The 16108-nt window shown below is 70.9% G+C and carries 19 protein-coding genes and 1 pseudogene; 12 read left to right on the top strand and 8 right to left on the bottom strand.

The annotated features are described in order from the left end of the window. Nucleotides 1–49: 49 nt before the first annotated feature. From IEY55_RS04955 to IEY55_RS04945, 3 genes are all read right to left on the bottom strand, one after another. Nucleotides 50–601 (bottom strand): biotin transporter BioY, encoded by a 552-nt coding sequence (locus IEY55_RS04955; RefSeq protein ID WP_373289969.1) that lies wholly within the window; start codon nucleotides 599–601, stop codon nucleotides 50–52. Nucleotides 602–1117: 516 nt separating this feature from the next. Next, entirely contained in the window at nucleotides 1118–1690 is a 573-nt protein-coding gene (locus IEY55_RS04950; protein ID WP_189054419.1) for an isochorismatase family protein, read from the bottom strand. 18 nt (nucleotides 1691–1708) lie between these two features. Further along, nucleotides 1709–3001, bottom strand: a complete 1293-nt coding sequence (locus IEY55_RS04945) for a nicotinate phosphoribosyltransferase (RefSeq protein WP_189054417.1) — start codon at nucleotides 2999–3001, stop codon at nucleotides 1709–1711. Nucleotides 3002–3090: 89 nt separating this feature from the next. On the opposite strand from IEY55_RS04945, the gene clpS reads away from it, so the two are divergent. The 6 genes from clpS (at nucleotide 3091) to IEY55_RS04915 (ending at nucleotide 7071) form a co-directional block, all read left to right on the top strand. Beyond that, nucleotides 3091–3390 carry an ATP-dependent Clp protease adapter ClpS gene (gene clpS, locus IEY55_RS04940; RefSeq protein ID WP_189054415.1) on the top strand — a complete coding sequence of 100 codons (300 nt, stop codon included), beginning with the start codon at nucleotides 3091–3093 and terminating at the stop codon, nucleotides 3388–3390. A gap of 19 nt (nucleotides 3391–3409) precedes the next feature. After that, nucleotides 3410–3988 carry a DUF2017 domain-containing protein gene (locus IEY55_RS04935; RefSeq protein WP_189054413.1) on the top strand — a complete coding sequence of 193 codons (579 nt, stop codon included), beginning with the start codon at nucleotides 3410–3412 and terminating at the stop codon, nucleotides 3986–3988. Beyond that, entirely contained in the window at nucleotides 3985–5049 is a 1065-nt protein-coding gene (locus tag IEY55_RS04930) for a P1 family peptidase (protein ID WP_229686062.1), read from the top strand. Before IEY55_RS04935 ends, IEY55_RS04930 begins: the two co-directional genes overlap by 4 nt. 187 nt (nucleotides 5050–5236) lie before the next feature. Continuing rightward, nucleotides 5237–5701, top strand: coding sequence for a M67 family metallopeptidase (locus IEY55_RS04925; protein WP_189054411.1), 465 nt, complete (start codon nucleotides 5237–5239; stop codon nucleotides 5699–5701). Nucleotides 5702–5800: 99 nt separating this feature from the next. Then, nucleotides 5801–6079, top strand: a complete 279-nt coding sequence (locus tag IEY55_RS04920; RefSeq protein WP_189054410.1) for a MoaD/ThiS family protein — start codon at nucleotides 5801–5803, stop codon at nucleotides 6077–6079. A gap of 41 nt (nucleotides 6080–6120) precedes the next feature. Beyond that, on the top strand, nucleotides 6121–7071 hold the full coding sequence (locus IEY55_RS04915) for a PLP-dependent cysteine synthase family protein (RefSeq protein WP_189054408.1): 951 nt from the start codon (nucleotides 6121–6123) through the stop codon (nucleotides 7069–7071). 53 nt (nucleotides 7072–7124) lie between these two features. On the opposite strand, the gene IEY55_RS04910 is transcribed toward IEY55_RS04915, so the two are convergent. Next, on the bottom strand, nucleotides 7125–7661 hold the full coding sequence (locus IEY55_RS04910; protein ID WP_229686061.1) for a Uma2 family endonuclease: 537 nt from the start codon (nucleotides 7659–7661) through the stop codon (nucleotides 7125–7127). Between the two features lie 179 nt (nucleotides 7662–7840). After that, nucleotides 7841–8764, bottom strand: coding sequence for an SMP-30/gluconolactonase/LRE family protein (locus IEY55_RS04905; protein WP_189054406.1), 924 nt, complete (start codon nucleotides 8762–8764; stop codon nucleotides 7841–7843). Here IEY55_RS04905 and IEY55_RS04900 point away from each other — a divergent pair. From IEY55_RS04900 to rdgB, 5 genes are read left to right on the top strand one after another with little or no spacing between them, the layout of a single operon-like run. Further along, entirely contained in the window at nucleotides 8763–9482 is a 720-nt protein-coding gene (locus IEY55_RS04900) for a rhomboid family intramembrane serine protease (RefSeq protein ID WP_308424718.1), read from the top strand. The two genes, IEY55_RS04905 and IEY55_RS04900, sit on opposite strands and share 2 nt — an antisense overlap. 4 nt (nucleotides 9483–9486) lie before the next feature. Then, nucleotides 9487–10323, top strand: a complete 837-nt coding sequence (gene murI, locus IEY55_RS04895) for a glutamate racemase (RefSeq protein WP_189054404.1) — start codon at nucleotides 9487–9489, stop codon at nucleotides 10321–10323. Continuing rightward, complete coding sequence (locus IEY55_RS04890) at nucleotides 10320–11087, top strand: MBL fold metallo-hydrolase (protein ID WP_189054402.1); 768 nt, start codon at nucleotides 10320–10322, stop codon at nucleotides 11085–11087. Before murI ends, IEY55_RS04890 begins: the two co-directional genes overlap by 4 nt. 56 nt (nucleotides 11088–11143) lie before the next feature. Continuing rightward, nucleotides 11144–11899 carry a ribonuclease PH gene (gene rph / locus IEY55_RS04885; RefSeq protein ID WP_189054400.1) on the top strand — a complete coding sequence of 252 codons (756 nt, stop codon included), beginning with the start codon at nucleotides 11144–11146 and terminating at the stop codon, nucleotides 11897–11899. Then, a complete protein-coding gene (rdgB, locus tag IEY55_RS04880) occupies nucleotides 11896–12498 on the top strand; it encodes an RdgB/HAM1 family non-canonical purine NTP pyrophosphatase (RefSeq protein ID WP_189054398.1) in 603 nt (200 codons plus the stop codon). Before rph ends, rdgB begins: the two co-directional genes overlap by 4 nt. Nucleotides 12499–12561: 63 nt before the next feature. On the opposite strand, the gene IEY55_RS04875 is transcribed toward rdgB, so the two are convergent. After that, entirely contained in the window at nucleotides 12562–12819 is a 258-nt protein-coding gene (locus tag IEY55_RS04875; protein WP_189054396.1) for a DUF397 domain-containing protein, read from the bottom strand. Nucleotides 12820–12837: 18 nt separating this feature from the next. Continuing rightward, complete coding sequence (locus IEY55_RS04870; RefSeq protein WP_189054394.1) at nucleotides 12838–13686, bottom strand: helix-turn-helix domain-containing protein; 849 nt, start codon at nucleotides 13684–13686, stop codon at nucleotides 12838–12840. Nucleotides 13687–14111: 425 nt separating this feature from the next. Here IEY55_RS04870 and IEY55_RS04865 point away from each other — a divergent pair, with 425 nt between their 5' ends. Continuing rightward, the gene (locus tag IEY55_RS04865; RefSeq protein WP_229686060.1) at nucleotides 14112–15125 is read left to right on the top strand and encodes a zinc-binding dehydrogenase; all 1014 of its coding nucleotides are present in this window, start codon (nucleotides 14112–14114) and stop codon (nucleotides 15123–15125) included. A gap of 115 nt (nucleotides 15126–15240) precedes the next feature. On the opposite strand, the pseudogene IEY55_RS04860 reads toward IEY55_RS04865, so the two are convergent. Beyond that, nucleotides 15241–15879 (bottom strand): annotated as a pseudogene (locus tag IEY55_RS04860) (ATP-binding cassette domain-containing protein); the annotation flags it as partial. Nucleotides 15880–16108: the final 229 nt, after the last annotated feature.

The following is a 16108-nucleotide window of genomic DNA, read 5'->3' as shown; positions in this document are numbered from 1 at the left end:
CCGCGCACCCCTGGCGCACGAGGGTGCGCGGAGCGGGCACGGTGGCCGGTCAGCCCCGGAACCGGCGGACCAGGCTCCAGGCGCCGGGCAGCAGCCCGACCGCGAGCGCGATCTTGAGCGCGTCGCCGAGCAGGAACGGCAGCACGCCCCTGGCCAGGGCGTTGGCGAGGTCGAAGCCGGTGACCGCCATCAGCCACGGCACGCCGACGGCGTAGATGGCCAGGTTGCCGAGAACCATCGTGCCGGCCGTGCGCAACGGGGTGCGGTCACCGCCGCGGCCGGCGAGCGCGCCGACCAGGGCACCGGCGAACACCAGGCCGACGACGTAGCCGAAGCTCGCTGCGGCCCAGCCGGACGCACCCCCGGCGAGCCACGGCACCCCCGCCATGCCGGCGAGCAGGTACAGCGCCATCGACGCCGCACCCCGCTGCCAGCCCAGCGCGGCACCGACGAGCAGGGCGGCGAAGGTCTGGCCGGTGACCGGCACCGGGGTGCCCGGCACCGGGAGGGCGACCTGGGCGAGCAGGCCGGTCAGGCCGGCGCCGGCGGCCACCAGGGCGATGTCGCGGGCCAGGGCGCCGGGGACGAGGTCGGCCAGCACCACGCGCGGGCGCGTGATGCCGACCGGGCGTACGGCAACGGACACGAGGACCTCCACGGTTGGTGGGCTCGACGGCGGGTGGACCGCCGGTTTCCGATCGGACATTAACTCGCCAACCCGTCAGCGGACGTTGTCGGGAAGCAACAAAGAACCTTGCATACCGTGACGAAGATCATGCGTGTCACCAGTGGCGGTCGGCCGAATCTCGGGGCAGTAAGGGACAATTCGCGCTTTCCCTTGTGACCACACGCCATTTCCCGGCGGATGGGCGTTGGTCACGGCGATCCGTAGCCCAGTTCTGGCACGCACCACACGCATCGCGGTGTCACCGCGCGGGCGAAACCCATGCCCGGTGCTCCGCGGACGGCGGTTCAGCGCACCAAGATCCCTCCTCTGTGATCTTGCGCACCCCATTCAAGATCAATTAAACTGGAAAGTAGGGGGCGGGCATTGTTAGCCATCCCCGTGAAGACTTCCCAGGGGCACGGGCGAACGGGACAGTAACGCCGCCGGGACTCATGCCACCACGTGGGGCGTGCCCGAAAGCTGCACCCCGGCGTCCCGCATCTGCGCGAGGGCGGCCTCGACCGTGGGCTCGGCGACGCCGACCGTCAGGTCGAGCAGGACCCGGGTGTCGAAGCCCTCGCGGGCGGCGTCGACCGAGGTCGCCCGCACGCAGTGGTCGGTCGCGATGCCGACCACGTCCACCTTGTCCACGTCGTGGTCGCGCAGCCAGTCGGCCAGCCGCCTGCCGTTCTCGTCCGCGCCGCCGAATCCGGAGTAACCGGAGTCGTACTGCCCCTTGGCGAACACCGCGTCGAACTGCCCGGTGTCCAGGTTGGGATGGAAGTCGGCGCCCGGTGTGCCCACCACGCAGTGGCGGGGCCAGGAGTCGACGTAGTCCGGCTCGGCGCTGAAGTGCGTGCCCGGATCGATGTGGTAGTCGCGGGTGGCGACGACGTACTCGTAACCGCCCTCGGCGAGGTGCCGGGAGATCGCGGACGCGGTCTCGGCACCACCGGCCACCGGTAGTGCGCCGCCCTCGCAGAAGTCGTTCTGGACGTCGACCACGATCAGTGCCCTGGCCATCGCGGGCACCCCCTCACCTCAGGTGATGAACACCGTGGGGATGACCGGCTCGCCGTGCGAGAGCTTCAGGCCCTCCCACGGGACGCTCACCAGCCCCCGGCGCAACCGCTCCCTGCTCTCTTCCAGGGTGGGCAAACCGGACACCCGTTGTCCACCGCGAATCAGCGGGATCTGCAGATCGCGATCGTGCTCCCCGCGCTCGGGCCGCGGTCCGGCGGCGCGGTAGACGACCTCCTCGATCGCGGTGCCGGTGGGCTTGTGCCGCCGCAGCGCGGCCTTGCGGCCGCCCTTGGACTCCTTGTGGGAGCTGCGCTTGGCCACCGGCCGCTCATCGACCTCCACCAGCTTGTAGACCATGCCCGCGGTGGGCGCCCCGGAACCCGTCACGACCGCCGTGCCCACCCCGTAGGCGTCCACCGGCTCGGCCCGCAGCGCCGCGATGGCGAACTCGTCCAGGTCTCCCGACACCACGATCTTGGTGTTGCGCGCACCCAGCGTGTCCAGCTGCTCGCGGGCCTGCCGCGCGAGGACCCCGAGATCCCCGGAGTCGATGCGGACGGCGCCCAGCTCGGGTCCGGCGACCCGGACCGCCCGCTCGATGCCCGCGGTGATGTCGTAGGTGTCCACCAACAGGGTGGTCTGCCGGCCCAGCGTGGTCACCTGGGAGCGGAAGGCCGCTTCCTCGTCGTCGTGCAGCAGCACGAAGGCGTGCGCGGAGGTGCCGGCGGTGGGGATGCCGTAGCGCCGGCCCGCCTCCAGGTTGGACGTGGCGGTGAAACCTGCGAGGTAGGCGGCCCGGGCGGAAGCGACCCCCGCCTCCTCGTGTGCGCGCCGCGAGCCCATCTCGATCATCCGCCGCCCGTTGGCGGCCGACACCATGCGTGCCGCGGCGGACGCGATGGCGCTGTCGTGGTTGAGGATCGACAACGTGATCGTCTCCAGCACGACCGCCTCGGCGAACGTGCCCTCCACAGCCAGGATCGGCGAGCCCGGGAAGTACAACTCGCCCTCGGGGTAGCCGTCGACGTCGCCGCGGAACCGGTAGTCGGCCAGCCACCGCAGGGTGTTGTCGTCGACCACCCCGGACTTGCCGAGCCGGTCCAGTTCGGCCTCGGTGAACCGGAAGTTCTCCAACGCGCGGATCAACCGCTCGGTGCCAGCCACCACCCCGTAGCGACGGCCGTCGGGTAGGTGGCGGGCGAACACCTCGAACACGCACCGGCGCTCGGCGGTGCCATCGCGCAACGCGCTGGCCAGCATCGTCAGCTCGTAATGGTCCGTGAACAGAGCGGTGCTCGACGGGATGGTCATAACCGGTGAGCCTAGAACGTCACCGCCCCGGGCGACCCCGATCCGACCATCTCGGCGACCCCACTGTGTACGCATGCCACCATGGAGGTATGACCACGCCCGTGGAGCAGGAGCGGACGCAGGTCGACCCGACCACGGACGAGGTCGGGGCCGAGGACCGACCCTGGCTGACCGTCGTGTGGAACGACCCGGTCAACCTGATGTCCTACGTGACGTACGTGTTCCAGAAGCTGTTCGGCTACAGCCGGGAGAAGGCCACCAAGCTGATGCTGGACGTGCATCACAAGGGCCGGGCGATCGTCTCCTCGGGTTCCAAGGAAAAGGTCGAGGGCGATGTGGCGAAGCTGCACGCCGCCGGCCTGTGGGCCACCATGCAACGCGACTCGTGAGACGGCTGGGTGCACACGGATGAGGGGTTGGAAGCGCGACGGCGCGCAGATCGTCGGCGTGCTCGACCAGCAGGAGGCCGCGCTGGTGCGCGGCATGGTCGGCCAGATCAAGGACATGCTCGACGCGCGTGCCGAGGAGCAGCCGCGGGACGAGCTGGCGGCGCTGACCGGCATTCGCACCGGCCACTCCACGCCGCCGGAGGACCCGATCCTGGGCCGGCTGCTGCCGGACTTCCACCGCATCGAGACCGACGTCGACGGTGATCCGCTGCCCTCGGCCGCCGAGGACGTCAACGCCGCCGCGGCGATGCGTTCGCTGCACGAGCCCGCGTTGCTGGACCACAAGACCGGCGCGGCCGGGACCGTGCTCAACACCTGCCCCCGGGACGGCGGCGAGGTGAGCCTCAGCGAGAGCGAGGCCGAGGCATGGCTGTCCGCGCTCAACGACGTGCGGCTCGCGCTGGGCACCGCGCTGGACGTCAGCGATGACATGCCCGAGATGCTGCCTGACGACGATCCCCGTGGCCCGCACTACGGCGTGTACCAGTGGCTGACCTGGGTGCAGGAGAGCCTGGTGCAGGCGGTGGCCGCCGGGTGAGCCCGCCGCCGGAGGACCCGCGACCCGGACCACGCAACGCCATCACCGACGTTCCCGGCGTGCTCGTCGGGCACCATCACCACCTTGGCGACGGCTGGGCGACCGGGGTGACCGTGGTGCTAACCCCCGAGGGCGCGGTCGGCGGGGTGGACATCCGCGGTGGCGGCCCCGGCACCCGGGAGACCGAGGCACTCGAACCCACCCGGCTGGTGGGGCAGGTGCACGGGATCTGCCTGGGCGGGGGTAGCGCGTTCGGGTTGGCTGCGGCGGACGGCGTCATGCGCTGGCTGGCCGAGCGCGGGCACGGTTTCCCGGTCGGCCCCGCGCCCCACCAGGTCGTGCCGATCGTGCCGGCGGCGGTGTTGTTCGACCTCGGCAGGGGCGAGTGGGACAACCGCCCCGACGCGGGCTTCGGCTACGCCGCGTGCGAGGCGGCCACCGCGGGGCCGGTCGCGCAGGGCTGCGTCGGCGCGGGCACGGGAGCCACGGTCGGTTCCCTCAAGGGCGGGGTCGGCACGGCCAGCGTGGTGTTGCCCGACGGTGCCGTGCTGGGCGCGCTGGTGGCTTTGAACGCGATGGGTGAGGCAGTGGACCTGGCCAGCGGCCTGCCCTGGGCGGCCCAGCTCGGGCTGCCGGGGGAGTTCGGGCTGCGTGCCCCGGAGAAAGGGGAGGTCGAGGCCGCGCGGGCCGCGCTGGTGCACACGAAGCAGCCGCTCAACACGACGCTCGGCGTGATTGCCACCGACCTGGCGCTGACCAAGGCCGAGTGCCGGCGGGTCGCCACCGTGGCTCAGGACGGGCTGGCTCGGGCGCTGCGCCCGGCGCACTCGATGTTCGACGGCGACACCCTGTTCACCCTGGCGACCGGCGCCCGCGACCTGGGCGGGGACACCGACGTCTTCGCGAGCGTGACCAGGGCCGGGGCGCTGGACGTCGTGTGCGGGGCGGCTGCCGATGTGGTGACACGGGCCGTGGTGCATGCGTTGCTCGCCGCACGGGGTGTGGGCGAGGTTCCGGCCTACCGGGAGGTCTACCTGTCGGCGTTCACTCGATCCGAGTAGTGCGGGTGGGTCGGGCCACGGCCGGTCGGGTGTCCCGTGGGTCTCGGTACCCCCTGACGGTCCAACCGATGCCGCCGGTTGCGCCACCCGGCTGCCGCGACCAGGCTCTGACCAGCTCGTGGGCGGGGAACATCGCACCGGTAGTGCACGTTCTCACACGCTAGGACGCCTTCCATCGACCTTTAGGATGGGTGCCGTGCTGGTGATCCGACGCGACCTGGTGGACGCGATGGTGGCGCATGCCCGCCGCGACCACCCGGACGAGGCGTGTGGTGTGATCGCCGGCCCGGCGGGGTCGGACCGCCCGGAGCGGTTCGTGCCGATGACCAACGCCGAGCGCTCGTTGACCTTCTACCGGTTCGACTCGCTCGAGCAGCTGCGGGTCTGGCGGGAGATGGACGCCAACGACGAGGTGCCGGTGGTGATCTACCACTCGCACACCGCCACCGAGGCATACCCCTCCCGCACGGACGTCTCCTACGCATCGGAGCCGGACGCGCACTACGTGCTGGTCTCCACGCGGGACCCGCACGAGCACGAGCTGCGCTCGTACCGGATCGTCGACGGCGTGGTCACCGAGGAGCCCGTCGAGGTCGTCGAGTCCTACATGTTCGCCCACACGGGCGTGGACGACGTTCCCGACTGTCGCTGAGTCCCGCGCGTGCCGGCTGCCCTGCCAGCCCGTGCCGCGTCTGGCGCGCCCGCCGCGCCTCCCGCGTTCGAGTTCACTGTGGACAAGGAGGTTCCACCCATGGCCGTCACCGTCTCGATCCCCACCATCCTGCGGACGCACACCGGAGGGGAGAAGTCCGTCGAGGCGTCCGGCACCACCCTCGCCGAGCTGATCGACGACCTGGAGAGCCGGCACTCCGGACTGAAGGACCGGCTGGTCAAGAACGGCAACCTGCACCGGTTCGTCAACGTGTACGTCAACGACGAGGACGTGCGGTTCGCCGGCGGCCTGACCGCGCCGGTCAACGACGGCGACAACGTGACGATCCTGCCCGCCGTCGCCGGCGGCATGCGATAACACCGGGGCGCACCCGCGCCCGAGGGAGGAGTGTTTCGCTCATGGCCCGCTACGACTCGCTGCTGGACGCGCTGGGCGACACCCCGCTGGTGGGGCTGCCGCGGCTGTCGCCCGCCGAGAACGTGCGACTGTGGGCGAAGCTGGAGGACCGCAACCCGACCGGCTCGATCAAGGACCGGCCCGCGCTGGCCATGATCGAGACGGCCGAGCGCGAGGGCCGGCTTCGTCCCGGGAGCACGATCCTCGAGCCGACCTCGGGCAACACCGGCATCTCGCTGGCCATGGCCGCGCGCCTGAAGGGCTATCGGCTGGTTTGCGTCATGCCGGAGAACACCTCGCCGGAACGGCGCCAGCTGCTGACGGCCTACGGCGCGGAGATCATCTCCTCGCCGGCAGCCGGCGGGTCGAACATGGCCGTGGCGCTGGCCAAGCAGCTGGCCGCGGCCAACCCGGACTGGGTGATGCTGTACCAGTACGGCAACCAGGCCAACGCCGCCGCGCACTACCGCACCACCGGCCCGGAGATCCTGCGTGACCTGCCCACGGTGACGCACTTCGTGGCCGGGCTGGGGACCACGGGCACGCTCGTCGGCGTTGGCCGGTACCTGCGCGAGCACAAGCCGGACGTGCAGATCATCGCGGCCGAACCGCGGTACGGGGAGCTGGTGTACGGCCTGCGCAACCTCGACGAGGGGTTCGTGCCCGAGCTGTACGACCCGGAGGTGCTGACCGGGCGGTTCTCGGTCGGTTCCCGGGACGCGTTGCGCCGGACCCGGCAGCTGCTGGCGGAGGAGGGAATCTTCGCCGGGATCTCGACCGGGGCGGTGCTGCACGCCGCGCTGGCCGTGGCGGAGAAGGCCGCCGGCACGGGAGAGCAGGCAGACGTGGTGTTCGTGGTGGCCGACGCCGGGTGGAAGTACCTGTCGACGGGGGCCTACGGGGGCGACCTCGACCAGGCCGCCGAACGCCTCGAAGGCCAGCTCTGGGCCTGACCGCCCAGAGTTGTTCTCGGTAAGCGCGGACCGCATCTGCGGTCCGCGCTTCGTCAGCGGCTTCCGGCCAGCTTCGTGAGGTCGATTCGCAGCGAAAACGGTTCCTGGGTGATGAACTCGCCCGTCACGGCGGGCGCTTCCTGGTAGCCGAGATCTCCAGCCAGGTGATAGGCCGTCAACGAAACTGGTGGATCAAGGTCGATCACCAAGTAATAGGGGATGCCCGCCTCCGCATACTCAACGGGCTTGAGCACGGTGTCGGTGTCCCGCGAACCGGGCGAAATGACCTCCACGGCGAGCAGAACGTCCTCGGGAGATGCCACTCGCATGTCGTCATCGATCCATTTGGACCGGACTACAACAACATCGGGCACTCGTACATCGGGCGGAAAACCCGGGCGCACAACCACATCGATCTCGGTGACGCCCTCCCACTCATCCGGAAGCTGGTCGTTCAGGCGTTGAGCCAACCGGTTGGCCGCACGCTGGTGCTTCGCGAGGTGGCGAGGGGCCACGATGAGGACACCTTCCTTGACCTCGAAGCGACGGCTGTTGTCCTCGGGAAGCTCCAGGAACTCCTCCAAGGTCAACAAGTGGTCGGGCCAGGGTAGCGGGTGCTCCGGCCTGGGCAGCGAGGCCATCGTGTCCTCTTTCTGGGCGGCGCCTGCGCTGGTGGAACAAGCCGAGGGTACTGCCTCGTTGCTTTACTCGGCGCAGGCCAAGCCACCCGCATGGTAGGTGCCGCAGCGGCTCAACGGATCGCGGCGCGTCACCCCGCGAAGGCGGGGGTGGCCAGGCCGTTGCCCACGTTCGTGATCACCAGCAACGAACCTGCCAGCTCCTGCTCCGCCAGGACCTCTGGTGACAACCCGGCGCGTGCGGTCGTCACGTACAGGTCGCTGTGGTCATCCCCACCGAAACAACACGCCGTCGGCCGCGCCACCGGCACCGCCAACTCCCTGTCCAGGCGCCCCTCCGGCGTGTAGCGCCGCACGGCCCAGCCGTCCCACAACGCAACCCACACGCAACCGTCCGAGTCGACGCAGACGCCTGCCGGCCACCCGGCCTCCGGTTCGATCTCGCACAGCGGCCGGCGCCGACCGGCCGCGCCGGTGGTCGGGTCGAAGACCAGGACGTCCACCCGCCGGGTCGGAGAGTCCACGTAGTAGAGCAGCCGCCCGTCCGGGCTCCACGCCACCCCGCTGCCCATCCCCACCCCGTCCACCACGACCCGGGCCGACCCGTCCGGCTCGACCTGGGTCAGCCACCCGCCGAGCTGCTGCGCCTGCTGGGCGCTCTCCTTGCGTTCCTTCCCGCTCTTCCTGCCGTCGTTCTTCTCGTAGCGCGAGGTGCTCGCCCACAGCCGCCCGGCGGGGTCGACACCCGCGTCCGTGCCGCGCATTCCCTCGCGCGCCCAGTAGACGAGCCACCGGCGGCTCCCGTCCCGGTCGACCAGGGCGACCCCGTCCCGCAGGTTCATCACCAGGCCACCCACCGTGCGTGGCTTGGCCGCACCCACGTGCTGCGGCATGTCCAGTGACGCGTTGGTGTCGGGACCCGGAGTGAACCGGAACACGCGGCTACTGAGCGCATCCACCCAGAGCAGCGACGAGTACAGGGAGTCCCAGGTCGGCCCCACGCCCAGCACGGCCTCGGTGCGCACGGCCACGTCGAGGGTCCCTTGATCACCCATGCGCCGCACCCTACCCAGGGCCGAATCGGGGAAGACCCTGATCCCGCGGCGCGTCGCCACCCGTACCGTGGTCGACGTGGAACCGACGCAGGTCTCCCGCACGGGACGCGGCGCGGTCACCAGGGTGTGGCCGCCCCACCCCATGCGGTCCGCCATCATGATGTTGGCCTTCGCCGCCGCCCTCTACGTGATCGAGTTCGTCAACGTTCTCGGCTTCCAGAACCGGTTCATCGGGTGGGGCGGCATCAAGCCGCTGGAGCTCAGCGGCCTGGACGGCATCCTGTTCGCACCCCTACTGCACCTCAACTGGGAGCACCTGGGCGCGAACACGCTTCCGTTGGTCGTGCTCGGTTTCCTCGCGATGTCGGGCGGGATCGCGCAGTTCGTGGCGGTGCTCTCGGTGATCTGGCTGGCCAGCGGCATCGGCACCTGGCTGACCGGCGGCCCCGGCACCACCCACATCGGGGCGTCGGGCCTGATCTTCGGCCTGTTCGCGTACCTGCTGGTGCGCGGGTTCTTCAACCGCAGCTTCCTGCAGATCCTGCTCGCCGCCGCGCTCTTCTTCTACTACGGCTACATGTTGTGGGGCGTGCTCCCCACCCAGGGCGGCATCTCCTGGCAGGGTCACCTGTTCGGCGCGGTGGGCGGCGTGCTCGCCGCATGGCTCGTCACCAGGTCCGACAAGCCGAAGCGGCCCGCGTTGCCCGGTACCGTGTGAGAGCGTGACGACCCACGCCGACGCCCCCATCGGGATCTTCGACTCCGGGGTCGGTGGGCTCACCGTCGCCCGCGCCATCGCCGACCAGCTCCCCGGCGAGCGCCTGCGCTACGTCGGTGACACCGCCCACGCCCCCTACGGTCCCAGGTCGATCGCCGACCTCCGCCGCCACGCGCTCGCGGTGGCCGACTCGCTGGTGGCCAGTGGGGTGAAGATGCTGGTCATCGCCTGTAACTCGGCCTCGTCCGCGTGCCTGCGCGATGCGCGTGAGCGCTACCAGGTCCCGGTGGTGGAGGTGATCCTGCCGGCGGTGCGGCGTGCGGTGGCGAGCACCCGCAACGGCCGGATCGGGGTCATCGGCACCCACGCGACCGTGCGTTCCCGCGCCTACGAGGATGCCTTCGCCGCCGCCCGGGACATCGAGGTGACCAGTGCGGCCTGTCCGCGGTTCGCCGACTTCGTCGAGCGCGGTGTCACCTCCGGCCGCCAGATCCTCGGACTCGCCCAGAGCTACCTGGAGCCGCTGCAGCGCGCCAAGGTCGACACGCTCGTGCTCGGCTGCACCCACTACCCCCTGCTCACCGGCGTCCTGCAGATCGTGATGGGGGACGGCGTCACCCTGGTGTCCAGCGCGGAGGAGACGGCCAAGGATGTCTTCCGCGTGCTCGTCGAGCACGACCTGCTGCGGGAGGAACCCGCCGTCGACGGGCACGAGTTCACCTGCACCGGGGACCCGGCTCCGTTCGCCCGGCTCGCCCGCAGGTTCCTCGGCCCCGAGCTCGGCGCTGTGACCGGTGGCACAGTCGGGCCGGCCGCGGCCGTGCCAGGCTCCGTTTCGTGATCCTCACCATCCTCGGCTGTTCCGGCAGCGTCCCCGGACCGAATGTCCCCGCCTCCGGCTATCTGGTCGAGGCCGGCGGCACTCAAGCCGCTCTGGACTTCGGCAACGGTGTGCTCGCCGCGCTGTCCGCGCGCCGCGACCCGTTCAGCCTGGACGCCCTACTGCTCTCCCACCTGCACCCCGACCACTGCGCGGACATGAGCGCGCTGACGGTGCTCCGCCGGTATCACCCGGAGCGCCGGCCGGGTCACCGGCTGCCCGTGTACGGGCCGGTGGAGACCGCGGACCGGCTCGCCGCGGCATACGCGCCAAGCGACGAGGAGCGGCTCGGCACCGACCTGTCCGACGTGTTCGACTTCCGGGTGCTCGACGACAACACGTTCCGCATCGGAACCCTCACGGTGACCACCGCGCGCGTGGTGCACCCGTGCGAGGCGTACGGCTTCCGGATCGAGCACGACGGGGCGGTGCTCGCCTACACCGGAGACACCGGCACCTGCTCCGCCGTCGTCGAGCTGGCACGGGACGCGGACCTGTTGCTGGCGGAGGCGACCTGGACGCACCGGGAGGACAACCCGCCGGACCTGCATCTGTCCGGCCGGGAGGCCGGGGAACTGGCCGCGCGGGCCGGGGCGCGCCGGCTCGTGCTCACCCACGTCGCGCCGTGGACCGACCGGCAGGCGGTCCTGGCCGAGGCGCGTGCGGCATTCACCGGGGCGATCGGCCTCGCCGAGCCCGGCACCGAGCACCGGGTGAGGGCGTGACAGGACGGCGGACGACCCCGGACCAGGGCGACGGGGCCGGCGCATAGGCTTGACCCGTGGTTCGAGCCGATGGCAGGAATGACGACGAGCTCCGACAGATCCGCATCACCCGGGGCTACCAGGACTGGCCGGCGGGATCGGTGCTGGTGGAGTTCGGCCGCACCCGGGTGCTGTGCGCGGCCAGCGTCACCGAGGGCGTACCCAGGTGGCGGGCCGGGTCCGGCCTGGGCTGGGTGACCGCCGAGTACGCGATGCTGCCGTCGGCCACGCACAGCCGCAGCGACCGCGAGTCGGTGAAGGGCCGCATCGGGGGCCGTACGCACGAGATCAGCCGCCTGGTCGGCCGCTCGCTGCGCGCGTGCATCGACCTGGCCGCGCTCGGTGAGAACACGATCGTCGTCGACTGCGACGTCATCCAGGCCGACGGTGGCACCCGCACCGCCGCCATCACGGGCGGCTACGTCGCGTTGGCGGACGCGGTGACCTGGCTGGGCGCTGCCGGTCGGCTCAACGACCCGCGGCCGCTGTCCTGCTCGGTGGCGGCGGTGAGCGTCGGCGTCGTGGACGGTCGGGTTCGGCTCGACCTGCCCTACGAGGAGGACTCCCGCGCCGAGGTCGACATGAACGTGGTGGCCACCGACGCCGGCACGCTGATCGAGGTGCAGGGCACCGGTGAGGGCGCCACCTTCGCGCGGTCCACTTTGGACAAGATGCTGGACGTGGCGTTGGCGGGTTGTCTCGAACTGACCCGGTTGCAGCAGGAGGCGTTGTCCGCGCCCTACCCCGGTACGCTGCCGGAGGCGCGGAAGTGACCCGCGTGCTGCTCGCCTCCCGCAACGCCAAGAAGCTTGCGGAGCTGCGGCGCATCCTCTCCACGGCGGGTGTCGAGGGCATCGAGATCGTCGGTTTGGACGAGGTGCCCCCGTTTCCGGAGGCGCCGGAGACCGGTGCGACGTTCGAGGAGAACGCCGTGGCCAAGGCGCGGGACGCGGCTCGCGCGACCGGACTGCCCGCGATCGCCGACGACTCCGGGCTGGCGGTCGAGGCGTTGAACGGCATGCCGGGCGTGCTGTCCGCCCGCTGGGCCGGCCGGCACGGCGACGACCAGGCCAACCTGGAACTGGTGCTCAACCAGCTCGCCGACGTCCCCGACGAACGGCGCGGCGCGGCCTTCGTGTGCGCGACCGCGCTGGTCCGTCCGGACGGTGAAGAAGTCGTGGTGCGGGGCGAATGGCGTGGCCGGCTCGTCCGAAATCCCCGTGGTACCAATGGTTTTGGTTACGACCCCATCTTCGTTCCCGAAGGGGAGGAACGGACGTCCGCCGAGCTGGCGCCGGCGGAGAAGGACACCCTGTCCCACCGTTCCCGCGCGCTGAACGCGTTGCTGCCCCGTCTGCGCGAACTGGTCTGAGCCGGAAGAAAAGTGAGGGATGCCCGGGGCGGGCGTCCCTCACTTTCGTGTTCGAGTTCGTGTTCAGGCGGGATCGAACCGTCCACCCTTGACCGCCCAGAGGAAGGCGGTCCATTCCATCGGTCGGAACAGTAGGGCCGGTCCGGTTGGGTTCTTGCTGTCGCGGACCGCGGTTCCCCCACGGCAGGCGCGGTTTTCCCGGCCTGCCCTCGGGGTCGACGCGATCGGCCGTCCGGTGTCGAGGCTGGCCACCTCGACGCAGACGCTGCCGGCCTGGCTGCGACTGCTCTTACGCCAGACGACGCGGGAGAGACCAGGCACCCGTACCCCTTTCTCTCGCTAGGCCCGGCGCAGCTCCTCGAGAATGGACTCGACGAGCTCGCGGGACTTCCGCGTCGAGAGTGCAGCGTCCTGCAGGGCGTCGAGCAAGACGCCGAGCGTGGCCACTTCGTAGGGGGAATCAATCATGTGCCCACCGAGCGCGTGATCGATATAGGCCAGATCGGCGTCGTGCTTTTCGGGGAAACGCAACAACACCATGGTTCCGGCCATGCTCGCGTGCTCACCGGCGGCGAACGGCAGGACCTGAAACCGCACGTTGTCCAGCTCTGCCAACTCCAGGACGTGTTCGAGTTGCTCCGCCATGGTCTTCCGGCCGCCCACGACGCGTCGGACCGCGGCCTCGCTCACGACGGCGTGCAACGTCAGCGGTGGGTTGGCGAAGAGCCGGCGCTGACGTTGCAGTCGGGCGGCGACCTGGGGGCCGACCTCGTCGGGGGCGGTGAGGTGGCTGCCGACCACGTGCACGGCGCGGGCGTAGCCCGGGGTCTGCATCAGGCCGGGGACGAGCTCGAGCTCGAACTCCCGCACCAGTGCGGCTTCGGACTCGAAACCCACGTAGGTCTCGAACCAGGAGGGCAGCCGGTAGGTGGCCCACCAGCCGCGCCGCGGGGTTTCGGAGCGCAGGTTGTGCAACAGCGCGCGGAGCTCAGGTGTGGCGTCGTAGAGCTCGAGCAGGGCGGAGAGGTCGGTCTTGGTGACCCGATGCTTGCCGCGCTCGATGTTGCTGATGGTCGCGTGGCTACGGCCGATGTGTTGGCCCGCCTCCTGTGCGGTGAGTCGGGCTGCCTCGCGGAGCGCACGCAGTTCCAGGCCGAGCCGGCGTCGTTGCAGGGGAGTAGCCGCCATCACCGAACCCTTCCGCGCGTCGATGATCGGCGCCAGACCCTACCGGCTCGGCCGACCGGGAGAGGCCACCCGACCAGGGAGTCGTCAGTTTCTTACGTAAGCGAATATGATTCCCGTTGTCGGGTGGGGGCCTCGGTGGACCTCATGGGCGGCCATCGCGCCGGGAGGGTTCGAGCCCCCTGGCCCCGCCCGCACCCGAGGTTCTCCCATGTCCCCGGTTGGTTCGGGGTTGTGGTGATCACAACTCGGATGTCTCGCAGTGCCTGATTCTCGTTGGTATTCCGGAAACGCATTGCGATGCGAGTAGAAGGCTGGCCGCGCGACGGGTACCGGGTGATCAGAGGTTCTTCCCCTGAGCCGGTTGTGCTGCCTGTGTGAGAACCGTACTGCGGAATAAAGGACGATCACGGGTGGTCGGAGGGAACGTGAGTGAAGCCGCTGAGAACGCGTCGACGATGTCCGCTCTCGTCCACCACGGGCCGTCCGGCCTCGCTGGCGTGTCCCGGGCCGAGGTGCCCGTACCCCGCGTGGGTTCCGGGGAAGTGCTGGTCGAGCTGCATGCCGCCGCGTTCAACCACCGGGACCTGTTCATTGTGGGGCAGCGCGGGGAGGACGATCCGGTGCTCGTGCTGGGCTCCGACGGCGCCGGTGTCGTGAGTGCCGTCGGGCCCGACGTGACCAAGGTGCGCCTCGGCGACAAGGTCGTGGTCAACCCGTCACTGGACTGGGCTCGCGCCGACGAAACCCCCGAGGTGCCACAGATCCTGGGCGGGCCGAGGCACGGCACCATGGCGCGATACGTGCTCGTGCCGGCCGAGAACGTCGAACCGAAGCCGGTCCACCTCAACTGGGCCGAGGCGGCGGCACTGCCGCTGGCGGGTCTCACCGCCTACCGCGCGCTGTTCACCCGCGGCCACCTGGGTGCCGGCCAGCACGTCCTGCTCCCCGGCATCGGCAGCGGGGTAGCCACGCTCGCGCTGCTGGTCGCCAAGGCGGCTGGCGCCGAGGTCAGCGTGACCTCGCGAAGCGAGGCCAAGCGTCAGCGGGCCATCGAGCTGGGCGCAAGCTCCGCGCTGGACACCGGAACGGAGTGGCGGGCCCAACTGCGCCGACCCGTCGATCTGGTGGTCGACGGGGTGGGGGTGGCCGCCTTCGAGTCGTGCCTGTCCGTTCTTCGCGCCGGGGGTCGGATGGTGACGCTGGGCGCGACCACCGGCGACCAGGTCGCGGTGTCCCTGCGCAGGTTGTTCTTCCAGCAGATCAGCCTCGTCGGTACCTCGATGGGCAGTGCCGAGGAGTTCACGGCGATGCTCGATTTCGTTGCCGCCCACCAGCTCCGGCCGATCGTCGACCACGTCTACCCGTTCGCCGATGCACCCACGGCACTGGCCGACCTCGAACAAGGCGACCAGTTCGGCAAGCTCGTTGTCAGCTTCTGACACTGATGGGACGCCGAAGGGTGCGGTCGGGCACGCCCAAGATCGCCGTGTCCACGGCCCGAGGGTGCGGCAGCGGACAAGCCGCGACCCGCCCTGTCCGGGGGTGCGAGCGCGGTCAGCCGGCGAGGGCGGCGAAGCTGGGGAGGGTCGGCTCGATGATCCGGCCCTTGTGCAGGTCCACGATGCGCCGGCACCAGCGCGCGGCCTGCGCGTCCCGGGTGGCCAACACCAGCGCCGCCCCGGCCCGGGTGGTCGCCCGCACCAACAGCTCGGTCACCGCGTGCCCAGCCGCCGGAGCCATCGTGGCGGTGGGCTCATCGGCGAACACCACCGACGGGTTCACCACCAGCGCCCGCGCGATCGCCACCGCCTGCGCCTCGGCCTCCGAAAGCTGCCAGGTCCACCGCCCGGAGAGTCCGGACAGCCCCAGTGCCCCGAGCAGGGCCAGCGCCGCCTGCCGCGCGGTGTCCGGCCGTACCCCACCCCGCACCAGCGGCAACGCCACGTTGTCCGCGCCGGTACGCCGCGGGTCGATTTCGTCGTGCCGCAGCACCACGCGCAGCCGGCGCCGGGTGACGACGTCCAGGCCGTCCACCGGCCGGCCGTCGGCCAGCAGCACCCGGCCCCGGTCCGGGCGCAGGTCGCCGGCCAGGCAGCGGAGCAACGTCGACTTGCCCGCCCCGGCCGGCCCGCACACGGCCACCGCCTCCCCCGGTTTCACCGTGAGGGAGACACCGTCCAGCGCCACCGCGCCCTGGAAGCTCTTCCGCAGGCCGTGTGCCCGCAACACCGGGCTCATCGGGATTGGCATGCCCCCACCTTCCCGCACGGGGCAAGCGGCGTACCTCGGCCGCCGGGCCCGAGTTCCTCGGCCGATCGGCCGAGGTGCCCGCTTCGGGGCCGAGCCGGGGGTCAGGCCGGCGGCGCCGAGTCGGTCGGGGTCCGCCGAGACCGTGCCAGGGCCAACACGGGGCGAATACGTA

The organism is Longimycelium tulufanense (assembly GCF_014645795.1).
Taxonomy (GTDB): Bacteria; Actinomycetota; Actinomycetes; order Mycobacteriales; family Pseudonocardiaceae; genus Longimycelium; species Longimycelium tulufanense.
Note: the sequence above shows the minus strand (reverse complement) of the source record. Positions and strands in the feature narration are given on the sequence as shown.

Coding starts and splice junctions, on each gene's coding strand:
- IEY55_RS04950 (WP_189054419.1), bottom strand. CDS start 1,690: ATGGCCAGGGCACTGATCGTGGTCGACGTCCAGAACGACTTCTGCGAG.
- IEY55_RS04945 (WP_189054417.1), bottom strand. CDS start 3,001: ATGACCATCCCGTCGAGCACCGCTCTGTTCACGGACCATTACGAGCTG.
- clpS (WP_189054415.1), top strand. CDS start 3,091: ATGACCACGCCCGTGGAGCAGGAGCGGACGCAGGTCGACCCGACCACG.
- IEY55_RS04935 (WP_189054413.1), top strand. CDS start 3,410: ATGAGGGGTTGGAAGCGCGACGGCGCGCAGATCGTCGGCGTGCTCGAC.
- IEY55_RS04925 (WP_189054411.1), top strand. CDS start 5,237: ATGGGTGCCGTGCTGGTGATCCGACGCGACCTGGTGGACGCGATGGTG.
- IEY55_RS04920 (WP_189054410.1), top strand. CDS start 5,801: ATGGCCGTCACCGTCTCGATCCCCACCATCCTGCGGACGCACACCGGA.
- IEY55_RS04915 (WP_189054408.1), top strand. CDS start 6,121: ATGGCCCGCTACGACTCGCTGCTGGACGCGCTGGGCGACACCCCGCTG.
- IEY55_RS04900 (WP_308424718.1), top strand. CDS start 8,763: ATGCGCCGCACCCTACCCAGGGCCGAATCGGGGAAGACCCTGATCCCG.
- IEY55_RS04905 (WP_189054406.1), bottom strand. CDS start 8,764: ATGGGTGATCAAGGGACCCTCGACGTGGCCGTGCGCACCGAGGCCGTG.
- IEY55_RS04870 (WP_189054394.1), bottom strand. CDS start 13,686: ATGGCGGCTACTCCCCTGCAACGACGCCGGCTCGGCCTGGAACTGCGT.